Here is a 21,916-nt window from a genome sequence, read left to right on the forward strand (position 1 = left end):
CAATAACTTCATGATCAACGGGCGGGGCGGGGCGGGGCGGGGCGGTGGGGGCGGGGCCGGGGGTTGGGGTTTCTTAGGGGAGCAGCGTGGCGGCGTGGCGGCCGGCCGCGGCGGCGGCCACGAAGTACGCGTGGTCGGCGTCGAGACCACGGCCCATGGTGGACAGCGGCACGGAGCTGGCGCGCAGCGCGGCGTCGAGACCCTTGGTGGGCACCCGGACGATCCGGTGCCGGGCGGCCAGCGGAGCCAATGACGCGTCCACCTCGGCGGCCAGCGCCGGGTGCAGGTCGTCGGGCACCACCAGCTCCGCCGGGGCGAGCGCCACCCGGCCGTACGCGGTGAGACTGTGGTGTGAGACGCCCCGGTGTCGGGGGCGGGCGTCGGCGTCGGAGATGCGCAGCGAGCCGACCGGCCGGCCACCCAGCGTGGCGATCGCGTTGATCGCCTCGCCGACGGCGACACCGGAGAACCCCCACCGGGTGCCGGTGCCCAGGTTGCCGGGCCCTTGGGCCACGATGGCCACGTCGGCGCCGAGCACGTACCGGGCGGCGAGCAGACCGCCGTGCAGGGTGGTGGCCTCCAGGTCGCCGCCGAAGGCCTGCCCGACGGTGATCGTGCCGGCCAGTTCGGCGCGGAGCCCGGCGAGGGTGCGGGAGAACCAGGCCGGCAGTGCCCCACCGTCGGTCAGCAGGTACGCCACCCGCGCCTGCGGGGCGTCGGCCCGGATGCCGGCCAGGATCGCCGGCAGCGCCGAGTGCAGGTCGGCGGTCACCACCGGCAGACCACCGAGGTCGTCCGCGTCGGCCAGCACCTCGCGGTGCGGGGACGCCTCCTCGTCGACGCCGAGCAGGATCGGCTGCAGCGGCGTGTAGCGGGCCTTGACCAGGTGCCCGGCATCGCGGGTGTCGCTGACCTCCGGCGGGTCCGGCGGCAACCGGTCCGGCAGGGCTACCACCAGGGCGTACCCGCCGGTGCCCAGTCCCATCAGCAGCGCACCGGCGTTGAGCAGCACCCGGTCGCCGGGCTCGGGCGTGCCGACCAGCTCGGGATAGGCCAGCGCCCGCATGCGCGTGCCGTCGGGCAGGTCCACGTCCAGCTCCACCGCCCCGGTCCACTGCCGTCGCAGCGTCGCCACCGTCCCCGTACGCCATCGCACCATGACGGGCACGCTAGCCGCGCGGGCGCGGCGGCCCGCGCCCGGGTGCGGCGGTGGCCGTGGTTCAGCGGCGGTGGGGTTCGTCGCCGGCCGCCGGATCGGCCTGGGTGTACCGGGCCCGGCCGGTGGCGCCCGGCAACGAGCGGGTGGGGTCGAGGAAGACGTAGCGGATCTCCGGGTACCGCCCGGTCAGCCGTCGTTCGGCCTCGTCGGCGGTGGCCTCGATGGCCGCGCCGGTGGCCTCGTCGCGGAAGTCGACCTTCGCGGCGACCAGGATGTCGCCCGGGCCGAGCTGCATGGTCATCAGGGTGTCGATCCGCTCCACCTCGGGCAGCCCGGTCAGTTCCTGCTCGATCTCGTGGCGCAGCCGCTCCGGGACGGCCCGGCCGACCAGCAGTGACAGGTTGTTCCCGGCGAGGATGCCGGCGACCGTCAGCAACAGCAGCCCGATCAGGATCGACGCGATGCCGTCCCAGACCTCGTCGCCGGTGGCGTGGGACAGGCCGACGCCGGCTGCGGCCAGCAGCAGCCCGATCAGCGCGGCGCTGTCCTCCAGGAAGACCGCCTTGACCGTGGTGTCGGCGGTCAGGCGCAGGAAGCGTCGGGGAGTGGTGCCCCAGCGCTTCGACTCGTTGCGGACCTGCCGCAGGGCCCGGGCCAGCGAGATCGACTCGATGACGAACGACACCCCCAGGACGATGTACGAGACCAGGTAGTCGCCGCTGTGCTCGTGCACCAGGATCGTCGTGACGCCGTGGGTGACGGCGAAACCGGCGCCGGCGACGAACGTGAACATCGCGGCGAAGAACGCCCAGACGTAGCTCTCCTTGCCGTACCCGAAGGGGTGCCGCTGGTCCGCCGGTCGGGCCCCACGGCGTAGCGCCTGGTAGAGCAGCACCTCGGTGGTGGTGTCGGCGACCGAGTGCGCCGCCTCGGAGAGCATCGCGGCCGAGCCGGAGATCACCCCGGCGACCAGCTTGGCGACCGCGATGGCGAGGTTGGCGGCGCCCGCGACGACGACGGTGCCGACGCTCTCGGTCTTGAGCTCCGGTTGCGACATGAGGGCCACCCTATGACCGGCGACGGCGACCCGCCGCGGGAGTCCGCCGACACACCGATCCGAACAGTTGTGCGGCACACCCGCGTGGGTGCACGTCGCGAGCGTGTCGGCTGCTAGCGTCTACCGCGTGTCGCGGACCCGCACCGAACGCCTGGTCAACCTGGTGATCTGCCTGCTGTCCACGCGACGGTTCCTGACCGCCGCGCAGATCGCCGCGACCGTGCCCGGCTACGAGCACGACCCCGACGACGCGCGCGACCACGAGGCGTTCCAACGCAAGTTCGAGCGGGACAAGGCCGAGCTGCGCGAGTTGGGTGTGCCACTGGAGACCGGCACGGCGAGCGCCTTCGACGCCGAGCCCGGCTACCGGATCGCCCACCGCGAATACGCGTTGCCCGACATCCTCCTCGAACCCGACGAGGCCGCGGCGGTGGGCATCGCCGCCCGGCTGTGGCAGCACGCCGGGCTGGCCGCCGCCGCGTCGTCCGGGTTGGCCAAGCTGCGCGCCGCCGGGGTGGACGTGGACCCGCAGGCCACCCTTGGTCTGGAGCCGATGGTCACGGTCGACCCGGCGTTCGCGCCGCTGACCGCCGCCGCCCGGGACCGGCGCGAGGTCGGCTTCGACTACCGGGTGCCCGACCGCGACGCGCCGAGCCGTCGGCGGCTGCAACCCTGGGGCGTGGTCTGCTGGCGCGGCCGGTGGTATGTGGTGGGCCACGACCTCGACCGGGCGGCGACCCGTTGTTTCCGGCTGTCCCGGGTCGTCGGCGCGGTCCGGGTGACCGGCGTGCCCGGCGCGTACGAGCCGCCGGCCAATGTCGACCTGATCAGCCACGTGGCCCGCTGGTCGGGTCCTGTGGAACGCACCGGCCGGGCCACCGTGCTGGCCGCGCCGGGCCGGGCCGCCGGGCTGCGCCGCTGGGCGGTGGAGGTGGACAGCGGGCCGGACGGCGACCGATTGGTCCTGCCGTACGCGGACCCGGACGGGCTGGCCGGCCACCTGGTCGGTTACGGCCCGGACGTGCGGGTGCTCGACCCGCCGGAGGTCCGCGAGGCCGTCATCCAACGACTCAAGGAGATCGCCGTCCGACACGACGAGCTGGCCGCCACCGGTGGTGTCCGGTGACCCGCCCGGCCGCCCGGGGCGGTTCGCGCGCGTCCGCCGACCGGCTGGCTCGCCTGCTCAACCTGGTGCCCTACCTGCTGGCCCGGCCCGGCATCGAGATCGCCGAGGCAGCCGGTGACCTGGGCGTCACCGAGCGGCAGCTACGGGAGGACCTGGAGCTGCTGTGGGTGTGCGGGCTGCCCGGTTACGGCCCCGGTGATCTGATCGACATGGCGTTCGACGGTGACCGGGTGACCATCACCTACGACGCCGGCATCGACCGCCCGTTGCGGCTCACCCCGGACGAGGCCCTCGCGCTGGTGGTGGCGCTGCGGATGCTCGCCGAGACGCCCGGTGTGGCCAACCGCGAGGCCGTCGAACGGGCCCTGGCCAAGATCGAGGCCGCAGGGGACCTGGTGGGCGCACCGGTGGCGGTCCGGCTGCCGGGGGACACCCGGCGGGTCGAGGCGCTGCGTGCCGCCGTGGAGGGCGGAAAGGCGCTGCGGATCACCTACTACACGGCGGCCCGGGACGAGACCACCGAGCGTGTCATCGACCCGCTGCGGATGCTGATGGTCGGCGGCCGGGCGTACGTGGAGGCGTGGTGTCGGCGCGCGGAGGCGGTCCGCCTGTTCCGCGCCGACCGGATCGACGCGATCACCGAGTTGGGCGAGCCGGCGACCGTCCCGCCGCAGGCCGTCCCGCACGACCTCACCGAGGGTGTCTTCCGCCCCTCGCCCGACCTGCCGTTGATCACGCTGCGCATCGGCCGGGGCGAGCGGTGGATCACCGAGTACTACCCGTGCGAGCGGGTGGAGGCCGGCGACGGCGATCAGTGGCTCGTCTCGCTGCGGGTGACCGACCTGGGGTGGGCTCGCCGGTTCGTGCTGGGCCTCGGCCCGGACGCCGTCGTGGTCGCCCCGGTCGAGTTGGCCGAGCAGGTGCGGGCAGCGGCGGCCAGCGCGTTGGACGCGTACGCCGTGCCGGCCCCCACGGCTGCGCCCCGGCGGCCCGCGTCTGATTCCGTGACACCCGATTCCGTGCCGCCTGACCCGTCGGGTCCGCTCGGCGTGTCGTCGGGTGACCCGGCGGTGGCCGGTCGCACCCAGTAGGCTGACCGCCGTGCTGATCTGGATCGTGCTCGCGGTGGTGCTGCTTCCGCTCGTGGTGCTCGCGCTGGCCGTGCGCCCGGTGCTGACCCGGCTTCCTCAGTTGCGTCGCGCCGCGGTGGCGTTGCAGCGGCGGGCGAGCGAGGCCGAGGCGCTGCGGGAGACCGCCGAGGCGTTGCAGCAGCGCGCCGAGGGCATCCAAACTCGACTCGACACCGCGCAGCGGCACATGATGGTGATCAAGGCCAAGCGCGGCTGATCGGGCCCTCGTCGCGGCGGCGGTTGACGGATCATCGCGCGTTGGTCAAGACTTCACTCTTTCGGCCAGACCACCACCACCCGGCGGGTGGCAACCAGCTGATCCGCACGTACGATGGGCTGCGAACCACCCCTCGGACACAGAGCGACTGGAGCTTCTCATGGGTGCCCTCAAGCCGTGGCACATCGCTGTTCTCGTGGTTGTGCTGATCCTGCTCTTCGGTGCGAAGCGCCTCCCTGATGCGGCCCGTTCGCTGGGTCGGTCGCTGCGGATCATCAAGGCCGAGACCAAGAGCCTGCAGGACGACGACCGCGACCTCGCCGAGAAGGCCGACGCGCAGGCCGGCTACCAGCCGCTGCCGCCGCACGCCGGGCAGCAGGCGCAGCAGCCGGTCGTCGACCCGGTGCACCGCGTCCGCGACAACTGACCGAAGGGCCCCACCACCGTGGCCTTCGCACTGCGTAAACGCGGCCCGAGCACCTTCGAGCGGGCCGCCGACGGCTCGATGACGCTCATCGAGCATGTTCGCGAGCTGCGCAACCGCCTGTTCCGCGCCTCGCTGGCGATTGTTGGCGGCCTGATTCTCGGCTTCTTCCTGGCACAGCCGGCCTTCAACCTGCTGAAGGAGCCCTACTGCAGCCTGCCCGATGCCACTGACGCACTCGGCAACTGCCGGTCGTTCCTCCAGCTGTCGCCAGCGGACGGTTTCATCCTGAAATTGAAACTGGCGCTCTGGATCGGTCTGATCGCCGGGGCACCGGTCTGGCTCTACCAGCTCTGGGCGTTCATCGCCCCGGGTCTGCACCGGCACGAGCGCAAGTGGGCGTACGTCTTCGTCGCGATCGCAGCACCGCTGTTCGCCGGCGGAGCCGTCCTGGCGTACCTCGTCGTGGACAAGGGCCTCGCGTTCCTGTTGGAAGCGGGCGTCACCGGCCTCTCCACACAGTTGGAGGTCACCCGCTACATCTCGTTCGTCACGAACATGATCCTCTTGTTCGGTGTGGCGTTCGAGTTCCCGCTCATCCTGCTGATGCTCAACTTCACCGGCGTGGCCAGCGCCCGCCGGTTGTTGAGCTGGTGGCGGGCGGTCATCTTCATCTCGTTCGCCTTCGCCGCGATCGCCACCCCGGACCCAGGTCCGTTCGGCATGACGCTGCTGGCGCTCTCCCTGTCGTTGCTGTATTTCGTGGCGGTGGGTGTCGCGTTCATCAACGACAAGCGACGCGGCCGTGGCAAGGAGATCTACGCGGGCCTCGACGACGACGAGGTGTCGCCGTTGGAACACGACGCGGATCCGGTCGTGGCGGGGCAGCGGGTCGACGCGACCGCGCCGATCGGCGTGCCCGATCCGATCGCCCCACCGGCACCGATCGAGCGGCGCTACGACGACATGACCTGACGGCCCCGCGCCGCCCGGTTCACCGACGCCGTCCCCGGTTCCCGGGGGCGGCGTCGCTGCGTTCGCGACCTCACCCCGTGAGTCGACGCGGGGACTGATCGTGATGTCGCCCGCCCCCGGTGAACGGCGGGTGTCCGGCCGGTACGGTGCTGCCCGTGACCGCAGACGATCACCTGCCCGGCCCGGTCGCCGTGCTCGCCAATCCGACCGCTGGTCGGGGACGGCACCGCGCTCTGCTGCCCCGGTTGCTGGACGGGTTGGCCGCCGCCGGTCGGCCGGTCCGGCTGCTGCCGGCGTCCAGCCCCGCCGAGGCGGAGGCGGCCTGCCGCGCCGCGGTCGCCGATGGTGCCGGCGCGCTGGTGACGATCGGCGGGGACGGCACTGTGCACCGGGCGTTGCAGGCCGTCGCCGGCACCGACGTGCCGTTCGGCCCGATCCCCGCGGGCACCGGCAACGACTTCGCCCTGGACACCGGGTTCCCGGCCGACCCCCTCGCGGCGGCGGACGTGATGACGTCAGCGCTGCGCGACGGCCGGAGCCGGCCGGTCGACCTGGCCCGGATGACCGGGGCCGACGGTGTCGTGCGCTGGTACGGGGCGGTGCTCGGGGCCGGCTTCGACGCGATCGTCAACGAGCGGGCCAACCGGATGCGCTGGCCGCGCGGCCCCCGCCGGTACGACCTGGCGATCCTGGTCGAGCTGGCCCGGCTGCGGCCCCGGCACTACTCGCTGCGCCTCGACGGGGTGCCGCACGAGTTGGACGCGGTGCTGGTGGCGGTGGGCAACTGCCCGACGTACGGCGGGGGTATGCGGATCTGCCCCGACGCCGACCCGACCGACGGGCTGCTCGACGTGGTGGTGGCGGGCCGGGTCGACCGGCGGACCCTGATCCGGGTGAAGCCGCGCATCTACCAGGGCACCCACCTCAGCCATCCGCTCGTGGCCAGCTTCCGGGCCCGCACCGTGGAGTTGACCGCCGCGGGCATCACCACGTACGCAGACGGGGAACGCTCCCTGGACCTGCCGGTGACGATCACCGCCGTCCCGGGCGCCCTGCGGCTGCTGCGTTGACCCGTACCGCTCCGATGCTGGCCGCGATGACCAGCACGATGGCGGCGCACTCCAGCAGGGTCAGTGCCTGCCGCAGCACCAGCCACCCGGCGAGCGTGGCGATGGCCGGGCCGAGGCTCATCAGCACCGCGAAGGTGGCGGTGGGCATCCGCCGCAGCGCCAGCAACTCCAGGGTGTAGGGCAGCCCGGAGGCGAGCACCGCGAGGGCGGTGCCGAGCGCCAGCACCTGCGGGTCGAGCAGCACCGCACCGCCGTCGACGATGCCCAGTGGCAGGGTGACCAGCGCGGCGAGGGTCAGCGCCAGGGCCAGCCCGTCCGCGCCCGGGAACCGCCCGCCGACCCGGGCGCTCAGCACGATGTACGCGGCCCACATCGCGCCCGCACCGAACGCGAAGGCGACTCCGGCCGGGTTCAGCCGGTCGAAGCCGCCCTGCCCGAGCAGCGCCACCCCGGCCAACGCCAGCCCTGCCCAGCCCCAGCTGGCCAGTCGTCGGGCGCTGAACACCGACAGCGTCAACGGGCCGAGCACCTCCAGCGTCACCGTCAGGCCCAGCGGGATACGTTCGATGGCCTGGTAGAACAGCGAGTTCATGCCGGCCAGCGCCAGCCCGAACGCGCCCACCGCGAGCCAGGCGGACCGGTCGTGCCCGCGCAGTCGGGGCCGGCACACGACGAGCAGCAGCACCGCCGAGATCGTCAGTCGTAGGGTCACCGCGCCGGCCACCCCGGTGCGCGGGAAGAGCAGCGCGGCCACGGCGGAACCGAACTGCACCGACAGCGCCCCGCCGAGCACCAGGCCCACGGCGGCGATGCCCCCGCGCCGGGCCGATGGCGTGTCGGCAGGCGATGGGGTGGGCAGCAGTGTCTCGGTCACGGGCACGACGGTAGGCGGTCGGTTCCGGTCACCATCCGGCGGTGTCCACCTCGGGAAACGCGGCGGCTCGCGGCCGACACGGCGGTGAACGGTCGCCAACGCGGTGCCACCGGCGTACGGTCCGTGGTATGACCAGCGCGATGCGGAAACTGTCGATCTCCGTGCCACCCGACGTGGCGGAGCGCCTGGAGCGCGAGTCCAACGCCAGCGCGTACATCACCCAGGCCGTCCGTGACCGGATGCGTCTGGACGCCCTGGACGCGGAGCTGGCCCACCAGGGCATTCAGATCACCGAGCAGGGTGTGGCCGAGGCACGCGCCCGCCGGGCCGCCGTCGAGGCCGACTGGTCCCCGGAGCGCCGCAGGGCGGTTCGCGAACGGGCCCGCCAGCACGCGGTGGAGGCCGCCGCCTCCGGCACTGTCGACAAGCCGGCCGCGTGACCGACGACGACAGGCCGGTCCGGCTCGTGCTGGACCGGTCGGCGCTGCCGGCGTACCTGGCGGGGTCTGGCACGAGCTCAGCTTCTGGCGCACGGTGACGGGTCGCGCCGATCTGGCGAGCACCGTGCTGGCCGTCCTCGAACACGACGCATCGATCCTGACCGGGAAGGACCGGTACGGCGACGGTGAGCTACCGGAATGCGGGCCAGCGCTCCGGCCTTCAGGCCGGGGGTGAAGGCCTGCGGTTGGGAGGGCCGCTAGGTCTGAGTAGTGCCTTGACCGGGACGGTTCTGCTTTTCGATGTACTGCTTTACGACGTTCAGCGGCGCGCCGTCGACGGAGCCTGCGAAGTACGAGCCTGACCAGAGTTTGTTGGCTCGGTAGTAGGCCTGCCAGTAGTTTCCAGCGCAAAAACAACGGATTAGCCTGGTCAGCCGGGTTGCTGAGCCGCGGTGGTCGCTTCGTCGTGTTCGCGAAGCAGCCTCAGGATCGTCGCGGGAGACGGGTGCTGTCCCCTTCTTCTTTCCCTTGGTGATGACGAGCCGCGCGGCGATGTCGCGCAAACTCAGCTCCTGGCTGCGTAGGTGCAGTGCCATGGACAGCATGTGGTCGTCGGTGACGCTGGCGCCGCCGATGCTCTTGCCCCGTGTGCGGGCGGACTCGTGGCCTTCCAGGGTGCGGTCACGGATGTACTCGCGTTCCATCCCGGACAGGGCGGCCAGCACAATGAATACGATCCCGTACGGGTCGTGGGATCCTTGCAACTCGCCGGTAAGGAACTCCAGGCCGACGTCTGAGGCTTTCAGCTGCTCGGCTAGCGCCGCCAGTTCCAGGCCCCGGCCGAGGCGCTTGTGCTCGCGAACCACGAGGGTGACCGCGACGCCGGAGGCCCGTAACTCCCCGGTGAGGCTTATCGCCTTGTCGAGTTCGGGCCGCCTCGTCGCGCGGGTGGAGATCTTCTCGGAGAAGATTCGGCTAACGCCGGCCGCCCGCAGTGAGTCGAGTTGGGTGTCCAGGGACTGGCGGACGGCGGAGGCGCGGGCGTAGCCGATGCGTACGTGCCCGGCCAGTTCGGTCCCGCGAACGGCGACCCGGCGGGGCGGCGCGACGTGTCGGTGGTAGGAACTTGCAGGTGACGAGTAAACCCAATCGAATCACCCGGAGAAGCCCGGAGCCGCGGAAGGGCCTGGTACAGCGGTCAGCACCTTTTCTGCCCCCAGGCAGCGAGATCCGCCAGGCGTTCATCTACCAGACCGCGCCCCACTTCCTACTCTTCATCATTGTTTATCTCACCGGCCTTTCGATCTTCTGGGTCAAATACCGGTGTGTGGCGGTCGCTGAGGACGCCATCTATGTGCTGGAGAGCGCCAAGCTCTCGGGTGGGGGCAAGCCGCAGCGCCTTCTGGGAACGTTGCCCCGCCACACCCAGCTCGGCCCGGTCTCGAAGCGGTGGGCGCAGGTGACGATTCTCGGCGAGCGTGGTTGGGTCCACCAGCGTTTCCACGATCAAGTGGCTGCGGCGGACCAGGAAGGCGGCTTCACTCGATGAGACACAGGGCGGCTGAGTCCCGCGGGTAGGTCAAGCCCGAACAGAGAGGGCCGCGGCGGGCAGGCGCAGTGGCCAGTAGCCGTCGGCGTCGAGCTTGGCCAGCTCGCCATCGATGTCGACCGAGTGTGTGCCGTAGAAGTTGACGTTGGCGTGGTGGCTGGGCCAGATGTGCGCGAGCAGGTCGTCGTTCTTCCCATCCACCCGGATGTGCTCGTCCTGCGGACGCGTCAACGACAAGATGGCACTCAACGTCCGGTCGTGGGCGCTGCCCGTGCGGCAGCGCCCACGACCGGGACATCAACGCGGCTAAGAACATCCTCGCGGCGGGACGCGCCGAGAGCCTAAACGCCTGTGGAGCGCAGGTAAGACCAGCATCCGTGCCGGCACCGCGCGAGGAAGCAGGGGTCCACCCAGACGCCGCGCGTTCCACACGCAGCGTGGAGGGAATCTTCGCCCTTCAGAGCGGAGAGAGCGTCAACGGTGATCCACATTCCGGACTGACGGCACCGCAACCACGGCTCAGGCCGGCAGGACCAGGTCCAGGACGGCGCCCAGCCCGTTCTCCCGGCCCGGGTCGGCGGCCGGGAGCACCAGCACCGCGCAGCCGGCGGTGACCGCGCCCGCGTCCGCCGGTGTGTCACCGACCATCAGTGTCTGCTCCGGGTCGACGCCGAGCATCCCGCACGCCCGCCAGAAGATCGCCGGGTCAGGCTTGCAGCGCCCCACCTCGTACGAGAGCACGAACGCGTCGACCAGGTCGGTCAACCCCCACGCGTCGAAATGCGGTCGCAGGTCGAAGCCGATGTTGCTGACCACCGCCACCCGCACCCCGGCGTCGCGCAGTGCGGTGAGCGTGGGTGCGGTGTCCGCGTACGGCAGCCAGCCCTCGGCGATCAGCAGCCGCTCGTAGAGCGCGTCGGCGAAGCCGTCGATGCCCGCGTCGACCGTCTCGGCCAGCCCGGTGTACGCGCCCCGGTGGGCGTGTTGGTAGAGGTCCCGGTCGGCCCACAGCTCGGCCAGCCGGGGCGGCACCCGCGCTGGCAGCGGCCCGCCGGCGCGTCCGGCGGTCAGCAGCCGGTCGGCCAGCGAGGTGGCGCGGACCCGGTCCAGGGTGACCCCACACGCCGCCGCTGCCTCCAGCACCCACTGCCGGGGCTCCTCCACCTGGGCCAGGGTGCCGTGGAAGTCGAAGAGCACCGCCTTGACGGGCCGTCGGGACGCCCGTGGGGCGGCGACGGCCTCGGCGCTGCCCGGCGGAGGGGTCTGGGTCGGTTCGGCATGGTCCGGCACGCCGTGCACCCTACCGACCGCCGCCGACGGCCCGGCCGGACGGCCTTGTCGAGTGGCGTGTCCCGGCACGCACTAATCTTGGTGACATGTCGAGCCCCGCCGAGCGGTACGCAGCAGCACGCCGCCGGGCCGCACAGGCCTCACAGTTTCCGGCGCTGGACGAGTTCGCCCTTGACCTGGGGTTTGATCTCGACGACTTCCAGCGGGAGGCGTGCCAGTCGCTGGAGCGGGGCAGCGGTGTGCTGGTCTGTGCTCCCACCGGGGCCGGTAAGACCGTGGTCGGGGAGTTCGCGGTCCACCTGGCGTTGCGCGGGCGGCCCGACGACCCGGCGCCCGCCGCCGACGCGTCGACCCCACCGGCCCGGCGCAAGTGCTTCTACACCACGCCGATCAAGGCGTTGTCCAACCAGAAGTACCACGACATGGTCGCCCGGTACGGCGCCGAGCAGGTGGGCCTGCTGACCGGCGACAACGCGATCAACGGTGACGCCCCGGTGGTGGTGATGACCACCGAGGTGCTGCGCAACATGCTCTACGCGGGCTCCAGCGCGTTGCAGGGCCTGGCGTACGTGGTGATGGACGAGGTGCACTACCTGGCCGACCGGTTCCGTGGCGGGGTGTGGGAAGAGGTGATCATTCACCTGCCCGCCTCGGTCACTCTGGTCTCGTTGTCGGCGACCGTCTCGAACGCCGAGGAGTTCGCCGACTGGCTGGTCACCGTGCGCGGCGAGACCGCCGTGGTGGTCAGCGAGCACCGGCCGGTGCCGTTGTGGCAGCACATGCTCGTCGGTAAGCGGATGTTCGACCTGTTCCACGACGCCGACGCCGCCCGCAAGCACGATGTGCACCCGGAGTTGCTGCGCTACACCCGGGAGACCGCCCGGCGGCTGGAGTTGGGCGAGGGCCGCAGCGCCGGGCCGGGTGCCGGTCGGCGTGGCCCGCGCTGGCGTGGCCCGCTGCGGCCGGACATCGTCGACCGACTCGATCGGGAGGGTCTGCTTCCGGCGATCCTGTTCATCTTCAGCCGGGCCGGTTGCGCGGCGGCGGTGCAGCAGTGCCTCGCCGCCGGGCTGCGGCTCACCTCGCCCGAGGAACGGACCGAGATCCGCCGCGTCGTCGAGTCGCGGGTCACCGCGATTCCCGGCGAGGACCTGACGGTGCTGGGTTACTGGGAGTGGCTCGACGGCCTGGAGCGTGGCCTGGCCGCCCACCACGCCGGCATGCTGCCGGTGTTCAAGGAGATCGTCGAGGAGTTGTTCGTCCGCGGCCTGGTCAAGGCGGTCTTCGCCACCGAGACCCTGGCGTTGGGCATCAACATGCCGGCCCGCTGCGTGGTCCTGGAACGACTGGTCAAGTACAACGGCGAGGCGCACGTCGACCTGACCCCGGGGGAGTACACCCAGCTCACCGGTCGGGCCGGCCGCCGTGGCATCGACGTGGAGGGGCACGCCGTCGTGGTGTGGTCCCCGGAGACCGACCCACGGCACGTCGCCGGGCTCGCCTCCACCCGCACCTACCCGCTGCGGTCCAGCTTCCGGCCGTCGTACAACATGGCGGTGAATCTGGTCGGCACGGTGGGCGCGGAGCCGGCCCGTGCGCTGCTGGAGTCCTCGTTCGCCCAGTTCCAGGCGGACCGGTCGGTGGTCGGCCTGGCCCGGCAGGTGCAGCGCAACACCGAGACCATCGAGGCGTACGGCGCGGAGGCCGCCTGCCACCACGGCGACTTCGACGAGTACTTCGCGCTGCGGGTGGCCATCGCGGACCGGGAGAAGGCGATCGCCCGGCAGGGGCAGACCCAGCGCAAGGCCGCGGCGGTGGCGTCGCTGGAGCGGCTGCGGGTCGGCGACGTGATCCGGGTGCCGTCGGGCCGGCGGGCCGGGCTGGCCGTCGTCCTGGACCCGGCGACCGGTGGGTTCGGTGAGCCCCGACCGCTGGTGCTCACCCAGGATCGTTGGGCCGGTCGGGTCAGCCCCGGCGACTTCACCACTCCCGCCGAGGTGCTGGCCCGGATCCGGGTGCCGAAGCACTTCAACCACCGTTCGCCGGGCGCCCGGCGGGATCTCGCCGCCGAGGTCAGCGGCACCGGCCTGGACCGGCACGGCGGCCGACGGGGTGGCCGTTCCCGGCAGGCGACCGGCGAGGACCACCGGCTCACCCAGCTCCGCTCCGAGCTGCGGCACCACCCCTGCCACGCCTGCCCGGAGCGGGAGGACCACGCCCGCTGGGCGGAACGGCGTCGCCGGCTGGAGCGCGACACCGAGGAGCTGCGCGAGCGGGTCTCGGGGCGTACCGGGTCCCTCGCGCGGACCTTCGATCGGATCGTGGCGCTGCTGACCGAGCGCGGCTATCTCGCCCGCGACGGCGCGGTCACCGACGCTGGCCGGATGCTGGGTCGGATCTGGACCGAGGCGGACCTGCTGGTCGCCGAGTGCCTGCGCCGGGGTGTGTGGAACGGGCTGTCCCCGTCCGAGTTGGCGGCCGCCGTGTCCGTGGTGGTCTTCGAGGCGCGCCGCGACGTCGACGAGCGCGCGTCGTTGCCGCGCGGGCCGGTGGCCGACGCGGTGGACGAGACGCTGAAGCTGTGGGGGGAGATCGAGGCCGACGAGGCGACCCGCGGGTTGACCGCGACCCGGGAGCCGGATCTCGGCTTCGCCTGGCCCGTCTACCGGTGGGCCCGGGGTGAGGCACTGGCGAAGGTGCTCGGCAGCGGTCACGAGATCGACGGTGAGATGCCCGCCGGTGACTTCGTGCGGTGGGCGCGACAGGTGGTCGACCTGCTCGGTCAGATTTCCGACTCCGGTGGCGCCTCACCGGAGCTGCGGTCGACCGCGAGACAAGCGATCGCGGCCATCAACCGGGGTGTCCTCGCGTACCACACCTCCGCCTGATCCTCACTTTTCGTCGTCATCGCTGACGAATCGACGTGTCTGAACGTCACCGCGGCAGCACCCCCCCGGATTGCTCCGGGGGCGCTGTCGCGGTTGAGCACAGCACCCCGGATCATTGCCCGAGCGCCTTGTCGACGCGCAGGTAACGAATGGGGAGAGGACCGCCGTGGCGGACATCAATCACTTTGAGTACGGGTGGATCACGCCCGCGCTGAGTTACGCGTTGTCCGTGCTCGGTTCGATCCTCGGGCTGACCTGCGCCGGGCGTATCCGTACCGCGGGCACGGCCGGCCAGCGGGCCTGGTGGGGTCTGCTGTCGGCCTGGGCCCTGGGCGGCACCGCCATCTGGGCGATGCACTTCATGGCCATGCTCGGCTTCGCGGTCGACCGCACCCGGATCCGCTACGACGTGCCGCTGACCGTGGCCAGCACGGTCATCGCCGTGGTGGCGGTCGGTATCGGCCTGGCCATCGTGGGCACCGGCCGGTTGAATCCGGTACGACTGGTCGGCGGTGGCGTCTTCACCGGTGCCGGTGTGGCATCCATGCACTACACCGGGATGGCGGCGATGCGCCTCAACGGCACTCTCGGCTACGACACCATCCGGGTCGTGCTCTCGGTGGTCATCGCCGTGGTGGCGTCCACCGTCGCGCTGTGGCTCGCGATGACCGTCCGACGAGGGCTGGCGATCTTCGCCTCCGCGCTGGTCATGGGCATCGCCGTGAACGGTATGCACTTCACCGGGATGAGCGCCCTGTCGGTGCACCGCCACGAAGGTACCGGCGAGGTGACCGGCGCCTCGGTGAGCACGCTGCTGGTGCCGATCGTGGTGTCGGTGATCTTCGGCGTGGTGGGTCTGCTCTACGCCCTGCTCGCCGCCCCGAACGACGACGACCGGGCCGCCGCCGCGTACCTGGACGGGCGGCGGGTTCCGGAACCGGCCGCCGCGGCGCCGGTCGCGGCGCCGGACCCGGTCGGCTTGCGCGCCCGCTCGACCCTCGGCCAGCCGGGCACCCCGTTCCCGTCCCGCCGGAACAACCCACCCCGCTGACGTCAGGCGGCCGTGCGCGCCCGCGGTTGGGGGTTCAGGTCGGCGGGCGGCCGGGCCGGCTGCCGTCGATGACGCAGGAATCGGTGGGAACGGTCGGCCACGCGGGCTCCGAGTGCAGAGGGCGACAGTCTTCGCCGAGGTGCCGGTGATCGTACCGGCGACCGGACCGCGCGCGGGCTGCCGAGGGGGCACGCGCGGTGCGCGTACCCCCTCGGGTCGCTCAGTGGGCGCGGACCGCGACGGCCGTGTACGGCGTGGTCGGGGTCGGCGGCGTGGTGAAACGGCCATTGGGCAGGTAGAGCCGACCCAGCGCCTCGGCGACGGTGGTGGGCACGTCGAAGTTCGGGTCGGTGATGGTGCCGGTGACCTTCCCCGTGGTGCCGGCGCGGTCGAGCGTGACCACCGCGATCTGGTTGAGCCTGTTCTGCACGACGTAGAGGGTGCGGCCGCGCAGCAGCAGCCCGTCGCCGTTGGCGAAGCTGTGGCCGGGCACGTCCACGATGGTGGTCGCGCCGGTTGCCGGGTCGACCCGGTACAGCGTTCCGGTGTTGGACTGGACGACGATCAGCGCCCGTCCGTCTGGTGTGGTGGAGATGCCGTTGAGGTTCACGCCGTCGCCGACCTGCTCGTACGCCCCGGTCAGCGCGATGGTGGTGACGCTGTCGGCGGGCGGCAGCGCGCCGCCACGGCCGAGCGGTAGCCGGTAGAGCACCGGGCGGTTGGAGTCGGTGAAGTACGCGGCGTCGCGGGTCAGGATGACGTCGTTGACGAACGTCGGGGCGGTGGCGAACTGGTAGCGCGCCAGGACCTCACCGGTGCGGGTGTCGAGCACGCGGGCGTCGCCGGCGGTGCCGCCGGCGACGAAGAGCCGGCCGAGCAGGTCGATCTTGAGGCCGAGCGACGGGGTGCCGGTGGGTGCGCCGATCGTCGTGCCGCGGCCGGTGATCAGGTCGACGCGCTGGATGACGCCGGTGGCGCGGGAGCCGAAGTACGCGTACCGGCCGGCGGTGGCGATGCCCTCGGGCTGGAACCCGTCGGGCAGGGTGAGGACGGTGGGCAGCCCCCGCCCTCCGGGATGCGCCTGCGCGGGGGCGACGGCGACAGAGGTCAGGAGAGCGGCGGTCAGGGCGCCGCCGAGCGCGGCCCTGAGGGGTCGGTTCACTGTGCTCCTTCCGGGCGGACCGGCGGCACGGGCCGACAGATCCACCACGATCACTGGGGCCAGGACCCTGCCACTGTACGACCGCCGCCGGTTGCCCGCCCGGCGTCACCGGCGCGGTCGTCTGGGTGACCGCGCCGGCGAGCCGGCGAACTGGGCGGATCGTCAGGCGTTGCGGACCAGCCGCCACCGGTTGTCCGCGCTGCCGTTGTCCGAATCCTGCACCGCCTGCGCTCCCATGGCGGTGGAGGCGTTCAGGATGCCCAGCAGCTTGTTGCTGTTGACGTTGCGGATCTTGTAGGTCCCGTCGCCGTTGTCCACGAGGATCCACCGGTGGTCGGCGGTGCCGTTGTCCGCCCACTGCAGGACCCGGGCGTTGTCGGCGGTGGACATGTTCTCCACCCCCAGCACCTTGCCGCTGTGGCTGTTGCGGAACCGGACCGCGTTGCCGTCGGTCACGACCACCCAGTTGTGGTCGGCGGTGCCGCTGTCGCTCCACTGCACGGCCAGCCCACCGTCGGCGGTGGACATGTTCTGGATGCCGAGGACCAGCCCGGTGCCGACGTTGACCAGGCGGTAGCTTCCGCTGGGGCCGCCGCTACCGCTGGTGTTCCAGTAGACCGTGTAGTTGTAGCCGTGGGCGTCCTGGAAGGGGGCGAGGTTCACCGTGGACCCGTTGGCGCTGGCGGTGAACGCGAGCGAGCTGGTGCTGGTCCGGGTGATCGAGGAGACGGTGAGGGTCGGCAGGGTGCTCAGTGCCGTGTTGCCGTAGTTGCCGGCCAGCACCGCGGGGCCGTACGTGATCGCGCCGACGTTGGCGTTGTCGTTGGCGGCCCGGACGGCGATCTGCATCGGCAGCCGCACGGTGATGGTGTCGCCCGCGGCCCAGGTGCGCGTGACCGTGGCGTAGCTGCCCGGTGTGGTGGTGACGTTCTGCACCGTGCCGTTGACGGCGATCGTCGCACCGCTGGTCCAGGACGGGATCCGCACCCGGATGCTCCACGAGCCGCTCATCGAGCCGGACAGGGTCAGCGTGGTGGTGTCGCTGACCGGGAAGCTGGTGGTCTGGGTGACCGTGATGCCGCGCTGCGTCCAGTTCAACACCGACGGCGTGAACAGGTTCACGCTCAGCGTCGTGCCGTTGTAGAAGTAGATGGAGTCCATCAACCTCGTGTTGATCTCCAGGCCGGTGCCCTGGCAGCACCAGAACGAGTTGTAGTCGGTGCTCCAGGTGCCGCCGCCCCACGCCGGGCCCACGCCCCGACGACCACCCGGCCGCAGCGGGGTGAAGTAGGTGATGTGACCGTGGCTGTCGGCCGGGTTCTGCCCGCCGATCAGGTGGTTGATCAGCGCGCGCTCGTAGAAGTCGAAGTAGTCCGCCCGGTTCGGGTCGAGCAGCCACAGCTCCCGGGTCAGTTTGAGCATGTTGTACGTGTTGCACTGCTCGCACGTGTCGTTGCTGAGGTACCCGGCGATCGCGTTCGGCGCACGGAAGTGCTCGGCCTGGCTGTTGCCGCCGATGGCGTAGGTGTGCGCGCCGACGGTGATCCGCCACGCGTTGCTGGCGATGTCCCGGTAACGGGTGGTTCCGGTGGCCTTGAACTCCCGGGCCGCGCCGATCCACTTGGGCACCTGCGTGTTGGCGTGCTTGCCGTTGAGCTGGTCCTGGCCGGAGGCCAGCGGGTCGAAGATGGCGGCGTGGTCGAACCGCTGTGCGGTGGCGAGCCACCGGCTGTCGCCGGTCTGCTGGTAGATGTCGGCGAGCACGTCGTTCATGCCACCGAACTCGGTGCCCAGCATCGACTGCATCTGGCTGGAGCTCAGCCGGCTCGTCCGGGTGTCGACCCAGCCCGCCAGCGACAGCAGCACCGTACGGGCCTGCGTGTTGCCGATGTAGCGCCAGACGTCGAGCAGCCCGGCGAGGGTCTTGTGGATGCAGTAGTAGGGCACGTTGCCGTTGGACAGCGTCCGTGCCTCGAGCGCGGTGAAGTCGGACTCCGGGAAGCCGGAGAGGTAACCCGCGCCGAACCCGGCGGCGCCGTTGTTCGCCTGGCACTTGGCCAACTCGGCGACCATGTAGTTGGCCTTGTCCCGGCACGTGGTGTCGCCCAGCACGGCGTACGCGTACGCCCACGCGCTCAGGAAGTGGCCCTGCATGTGGGTCCGGAACGGGAAGTTCGGCGCGTCCCAGCCTCCGTTGGTGGCGGCGCCGTTGGTGGACAGCCGGTGGTTGGCGCGGAAGTTGTAGAGCATCCTGTCGACGTCGACGAACCGCAGGTAGTTGAGCGTCCGCGACTGGTTGTCCATCCACCGGCCGGAGGTCAGCCGCACCTGACCGAGGTCGAACGCGTACGCCGAGACGCCGATGTCCGACCGGGCTGGCGGCACCACGGCCGCGGCCGCGCTTCCGGCTGCGATGGTGGTGCCGGTCGCGGAGAGGGCGACGGTGGCTCCGGCGGCCTGCAGGAGGTGGCGACGGCTGAGGGGCAGGGGTGGCATGGGAACCTCCAGGGGACGGTCGACGGCGGCGGCCGAGTCCACGTACGCACGCATGGTCATAGCGGCATGTCGATGTGATCGCTAACATAGTTGTTCCTTAACATGCCCGCAACCCCCGCGTTTTCGCGCTGTGTGCACCCACGATGCCGGTCGCGACATCGTGTCGATCACCTCCGGCGCGCGCTCCGGCGCCGACCCCCAGGCGTGGCGGGGCGAGATCCGGGAGGGATGCGACCCCCGGGCCGACGGTCGGTGGTCATGGGGTCGGGCGCTGGTCCTTCCGTTGACGCTCGCCACGCCGCTCAGTACGGTGCATCGTAAATCTTGGATGTCAACGTCGAGACATTACTGCTGCGTTGCGGTTACGACGTTCACCTCATTCCTCGCAAAAACCCAGGTCAGGCAAGCTGGGGAGGTGTTGTTGATCTTCTGTTAGCGCTAACAGAATGCGCCTCGTGCCACTCGCAATGCCCCGCAGTGCGGCCCGCCCGATCGCCGACACCGGTCAGCGGCAGCTCGTCGCGGCAGACAACTCTCTGGGAGTAATCGTGAAAGTGGCAAGACAAACCACAACCCGGACCAACCGCGGATCCAGGCGCGCGGTCGCCTGGCTGGCGAGCCTGCTCTGCGTCCTCGCGCTGGCCCCAGCGACCGCCGCGAAGGCGGACAACCCCATCGTTCAGCACATCTACACCGCTGACCCTGCTCCGTTGGTGCACAACGGTCGGGTGTATCTCTACACCGGACATGACGAGGACGGGTCGACGTACTTCACCATGCGGGAGTGGCGGGTCTGGTCGTCCGCGGACATGGTGAACTGGACCGACCATGGTTCGCCGATGAGTTTGGCGACGTTCGCCTGGGCGGACGCCAACGCGTGGGCCGGTCAGGTCATCGCCCGTAACGGCAAGTTCTACTGGTACGTGCCGGTGCGCCAGCGTTCGAATGGACAGATGGTCATCGGTGTGGGGGTGGCGGACAGCCCGACCGGCCCGTTCCGGGATGCCATCGGTCGGCCGTTGGTGGGCAACGGTGAGATCGATCCGACGGTGTTCGTCGACGACGATGGGCAGGCGTACCTGTACTGGGGCAACCCGGGCCTGTGGTACGTGAGGTTGAACGCGGACATGATCTCGTTCTCCGGGAGTGCGACGCGGATTCCGTTGACCACTGCGGGTTTCGGCACTCGCACCGGCAACGCGAGCCGGCCGACCCTGTATGAGGAGGGTCCGTGGGTGTTCAAGCGCAACGGCGTGTATTACAACGTGTTCGCGGCGGAGTGCTGCTCGGAGTTCATCGCCTACTCGACGGCTCCCGGCCCGACCGGTCCGTGGACGTACCGCGGGACGATCATGTCGCGGCAGGGCAGTAGCTTCACCAACCACGCGGGCGTGATCGACTTCAATGGTGGGTCGTACTTCTTCTACCACAACGGAGCGTTGCCCGGCGGTGGTGGTTACACCCGGTCGGTCGCGGTGGAGAAGTTCACCTACAACAGCAACGGCACGTTCCCGACGATCAACATGAGCACCACGGGAGCGCCGCAGGTGGGCACGTTGAATCCGTACGTGCGGCAGGAGGCCGAGACGATCGCGTGGGGCTCCGGTATCGAGACGGAGGCGTCCAGCGAGGGTGGCATGAACGTCGGGTGGATCGAGAACGGCGACTCCATCAAGGTCAAGGGCGTCGCGTTCGGCGCGGGTGCGACCTCGTTCACCGCCCGGGTCGCCTCGGCGACCAGCGGCGGCCGCATCGAGGTACGCCTGGACAGCGCCAGCGGCCCGGTCGTGGGCACCTGCACCGTGGGCGGCACCGGCGGTTGGCAGAACTGGACCAACACCACCTGCGCGGTCAGCGGGGCAACCGGCACCCACGACCTGTACCTGCGCTTCGCCGGCGGCAGCGGCACCCTGTTCAACATCAACTGGTGGCAGTTCAACGGCAGCACCGGCGCCGGGGGCAACGTGCTCACCAACGGCGACGTGGAGAACGGCACGACGGGCTGGGGTCTGCACGGCAGCGGAACGCTCGCCCGGAACACCACCGTCGCGCACGGCGGCAGCGGGTCACTGTCGATCACCGGCCGGACCGCGGCGTGGAACGGCCCCAGCCAGGACGTGACCTCGAAGCTCACCAACGGCAAGAGCTACACGACCAGCGTCTGGGTACGGGCGCAGAGCGGCACACCGTCGGCCAAGGCGACCCTCTCGCTGACCGCCAACGGCACGACGAACTACCTGCAGTTGACCCCTGCGGCGGGAGTGAGTGTTAACGGCTGGACCCAGCTCACCGGTACGGCGACCGTGTCGTGGAGTGGCACCCTGTCCAGTGCCAGCTTCTACGTCGAGACGGCAGCAGGCACCGACAGTCTCCTCGTCGACGACGCCTCGTTCCAGTGATGCGCGGTGCCGGAGCCGTGCTCGCGCGGCTCCGGCACGCGCCGTCCTGAACTCTCGGCACCACCGGAGCGACCCGCCATCGGCGCGACTCGTTACGACTTGACGAACGGCATGTTATCGCTCACAGTCGATGGGTGAGGGCGGCCGCACCTGTGGCTCACCGGGCGAGCCTGCTGGTCGCACCTCGGAGCACGACGTCCGCCCAGGGCATGCCGGACGTCGTGGAACGCCTTCCATCGCCGGACGTCGTGGAACGCCTTCCAGCGCTGATGCCGTGACGGCTACCGGGCTCTCGTTCGTCATGGTCCTCGCCAGTTTGGGACGAATCCGAACCCGCCACAGAGAAGGAATTCGCATGAATCACAAGAGAGTCCTGCGATTGGCGGTGACCGTCGCTGCCACCGGCGCACTCGCCGCCGGAATGACGATGACGCTGACCTCCACGGCCAGTGCCGGCACGACCCTGAAGGCGTCGGCCGCCGAGAAGGGCCGTTACTTCGGTGCGGCCGTCGCGGGGCAGAAGCTCTCCGACAACACGTATGTGACCATCCTGAACCGCGAGTTCAACAGTGTCGTGCCCGAGAACGACATGAAGTGGGACGCGACCGA

Annotated in this window: 19 protein-coding genes and 2 pseudogenes; 12 read left to right on the top strand and 9 right to left on the bottom strand. The window is 71.0% G+C overall.

The window, feature by feature from the left end; all coding sequences use genetic code 11:
- Positions 1-73: 73 nt before the first annotated feature.
- Together C7C45_RS29105 and C7C45_RS29110 are read right to left on the bottom strand one after the other, a co-directional pair.
- On the bottom strand, positions 74-1,159 hold the full coding sequence (locus C7C45_RS29105) for a DUF3866 family protein (protein WP_110567411.1): 1,086 nt from the start codon (positions 1,157-1,159) through the stop codon (positions 74-76).
- 61 nt (positions 1,160-1,220) lie between these two features.
- Positions 1,221-2,216, bottom strand: a complete 996-nt coding sequence (locus tag C7C45_RS29110) for a cation diffusion facilitator family transporter (RefSeq protein ID WP_110567413.1) — start codon at positions 2,214-2,216, stop codon at positions 1,221-1,223.
- 127 nt (positions 2,217-2,343) lie between these two features.
- Here C7C45_RS29110 and C7C45_RS29115 point away from each other — a divergent pair, with 127 nt between their 5' ends.
- The 6 genes from C7C45_RS29115 to C7C45_RS29140 all read left to right on the top strand — a co-directional run bounded on the left by C7C45_RS29115 (position 2,344) and on the right by C7C45_RS29140 (position 7,158).
- Entirely contained in the window at positions 2,344-3,342 is a 999-nt protein-coding gene (locus C7C45_RS29115; protein ID WP_110567415.1) for a helix-turn-helix transcriptional regulator, read from the top strand.
- Positions 3,339-4,433 carry a helix-turn-helix transcriptional regulator gene (locus tag C7C45_RS29120; protein ID WP_244200624.1) on the top strand — a complete coding sequence of 365 codons (1,095 nt, stop codon included), beginning with the start codon at positions 3,339-3,341 and terminating at the stop codon, positions 4,431-4,433. Before C7C45_RS29115 ends, C7C45_RS29120 begins: the two co-directional genes overlap by 4 nt.
- Positions 4,434-4,443: 10 nt before the next feature.
- A complete protein-coding gene (locus C7C45_RS29125; RefSeq protein ID WP_110567449.1) occupies positions 4,444-4,689 on the top strand; it encodes a hypothetical protein in 246 nt (81 codons plus the stop codon).
- A 160-nt stretch (positions 4,690-4,849) separates the two neighbouring features.
- Complete coding sequence (gene tatA / locus C7C45_RS29130; RefSeq protein WP_110567418.1) at positions 4,850-5,116, top strand: Sec-independent protein translocase subunit TatA; 267 nt, start codon at positions 4,850-4,852, stop codon at positions 5,114-5,116.
- 18 nt (positions 5,117-5,134) lie between these two features.
- Positions 5,135-6,088, top strand: coding sequence for a twin-arginine translocase subunit TatC (tatC, locus tag C7C45_RS29135; protein ID WP_110567420.1), 954 nt, complete (start codon positions 5,135-5,137; stop codon positions 6,086-6,088).
- Between the two features lie 146 nt (positions 6,089-6,234).
- The gene (locus C7C45_RS29140) at positions 6,235-7,158 is read left to right on the top strand and encodes a diacylglycerol kinase (RefSeq protein ID WP_110567452.1); all 924 of its coding nucleotides are present in this window, start codon (positions 6,235-6,237) and stop codon (positions 7,156-7,158) included.
- Here C7C45_RS29140 and C7C45_RS29145 read toward each other — a convergent pair.
- Entirely contained in the window at positions 7,121-8,038 is a 918-nt protein-coding gene (locus C7C45_RS29145) for an EamA family transporter (RefSeq protein WP_110567422.1), read from the bottom strand. The two genes, C7C45_RS29140 and C7C45_RS29145, sit on opposite strands and share 38 nt — an antisense overlap.
- 122 nt (positions 8,039-8,160) lie before the next feature.
- Between C7C45_RS29145 and C7C45_RS29150 the strand changes: the two genes are divergently transcribed.
- Positions 8,161-8,472 (top strand): hypothetical protein, encoded by a 312-nt coding sequence (locus tag C7C45_RS29150; RefSeq protein ID WP_110567424.1) that lies wholly within the window; start codon positions 8,161-8,163, stop codon positions 8,470-8,472.
- Between the two features lie 257 nt (positions 8,473-8,729).
- Here C7C45_RS29150 and C7C45_RS35930 read toward each other — a convergent pair.
- A pseudogene (locus tag C7C45_RS35930) lies at positions 8,730-8,855 on the bottom strand (transposase); the annotation flags it as partial.
- Between the two features lie 267 nt (positions 8,856-9,122).
- A pseudogene (locus C7C45_RS29160) lies at positions 9,123-9,542 on the bottom strand (recombinase family protein); the annotation flags it as partial.
- Positions 9,543-9,604: 62 nt separating this feature from the next.
- Here C7C45_RS29160 and C7C45_RS29165 point away from each other — a divergent pair.
- Positions 9,605-10,021 carry a hypothetical protein gene (locus C7C45_RS29165; protein ID WP_110567426.1) on the top strand — a complete coding sequence of 139 codons (417 nt, stop codon included), beginning with the start codon at positions 9,605-9,607 and terminating at the stop codon, positions 10,019-10,021.
- Between the two features lie 30 nt (positions 10,022-10,051).
- Here C7C45_RS29165 and C7C45_RS29170 read toward each other — a convergent pair whose 3' ends face one another.
- Together C7C45_RS29170 and C7C45_RS29175 are read right to left on the bottom strand one after the other, a co-directional pair.
- The gene (locus C7C45_RS29170) at positions 10,052-10,252 is read right to left on the bottom strand and encodes a hypothetical protein (protein WP_146247435.1); all 201 of its coding nucleotides are present in this window, start codon (positions 10,250-10,252) and stop codon (positions 10,052-10,054) included.
- Between the two features lie 288 nt (positions 10,253-10,540).
- Positions 10,541-11,311, bottom strand: coding sequence for an HAD family hydrolase (locus C7C45_RS29175; RefSeq protein ID WP_110567454.1), 771 nt, complete (start codon positions 11,309-11,311; stop codon positions 10,541-10,543).
- Positions 11,312-11,397: 86 nt separating this feature from the next.
- Between C7C45_RS29175 and C7C45_RS29180 the strand changes: the two genes are divergently transcribed.
- Both C7C45_RS29180 and C7C45_RS29185 read left to right on the top strand, forming a co-directional pair.
- Positions 11,398-14,199 (top strand): DEAD/DEAH box helicase, encoded by a 2,802-nt coding sequence (locus tag C7C45_RS29180; protein ID WP_110567430.1) that lies wholly within the window; start codon positions 11,398-11,400, stop codon positions 14,197-14,199.
- Positions 14,200-14,365: 166 nt separating this feature from the next.
- The gene (locus C7C45_RS29185) at positions 14,366-15,250 is read left to right on the top strand and encodes an MHYT domain-containing protein (protein ID WP_110567432.1); all 885 of its coding nucleotides are present in this window, start codon (positions 14,366-14,368) and stop codon (positions 15,248-15,250) included.
- Positions 15,251-15,470: 220 nt separating this feature from the next.
- Here the strand turns inward: C7C45_RS29185 and C7C45_RS29190 are convergent, their stop codons facing one another.
- Both C7C45_RS29190 and C7C45_RS29195 read right to left on the bottom strand, forming a co-directional pair.
- Positions 15,471-16,412 (bottom strand): SMP-30/gluconolactonase/LRE family protein, encoded by a 942-nt coding sequence (locus tag C7C45_RS29190; protein WP_110567434.1) that lies wholly within the window; start codon positions 16,410-16,412, stop codon positions 15,471-15,473.
- Positions 16,413-16,574: 162 nt separating this feature from the next.
- Positions 16,575-18,908: a beta-L-arabinofuranosidase domain-containing protein gene (locus tag C7C45_RS29195; RefSeq protein WP_110567456.1), complete on the bottom strand. Its 2,334-nt coding sequence runs from the start codon at positions 18,906-18,908 to the stop codon at positions 16,575-16,577.
- Between the two features lie 455 nt (positions 18,909-19,363).
- Here C7C45_RS29195 and C7C45_RS29200 point away from each other — a divergent pair, with 455 nt between their 5' ends.
- Together C7C45_RS29200 and C7C45_RS29205 are read left to right on the top strand one after the other, a co-directional pair.
- Positions 19,364-21,307, top strand: a complete 1,944-nt coding sequence (locus tag C7C45_RS29200) for a family 43 glycosylhydrolase (RefSeq protein ID WP_244200625.1) — start codon at positions 19,364-19,366, stop codon at positions 21,305-21,307.
- A gap of 421 nt (positions 21,308-21,728) precedes the next feature.
- On the top strand, positions 21,729-21,916 hold a 188-nt coding region (locus tag C7C45_RS29205), incomplete at its 3' end, for an endo-1,4-beta-xylanase (protein ID WP_146247436.1).

The organism is Micromonospora arborensis, from assembly GCF_003205615.1.
In the GTDB taxonomy this organism is placed as follows: domain Bacteria; phylum Actinomycetota; class Actinomycetes; order Mycobacteriales; family Micromonosporaceae; genus Micromonospora; species Micromonospora arborensis.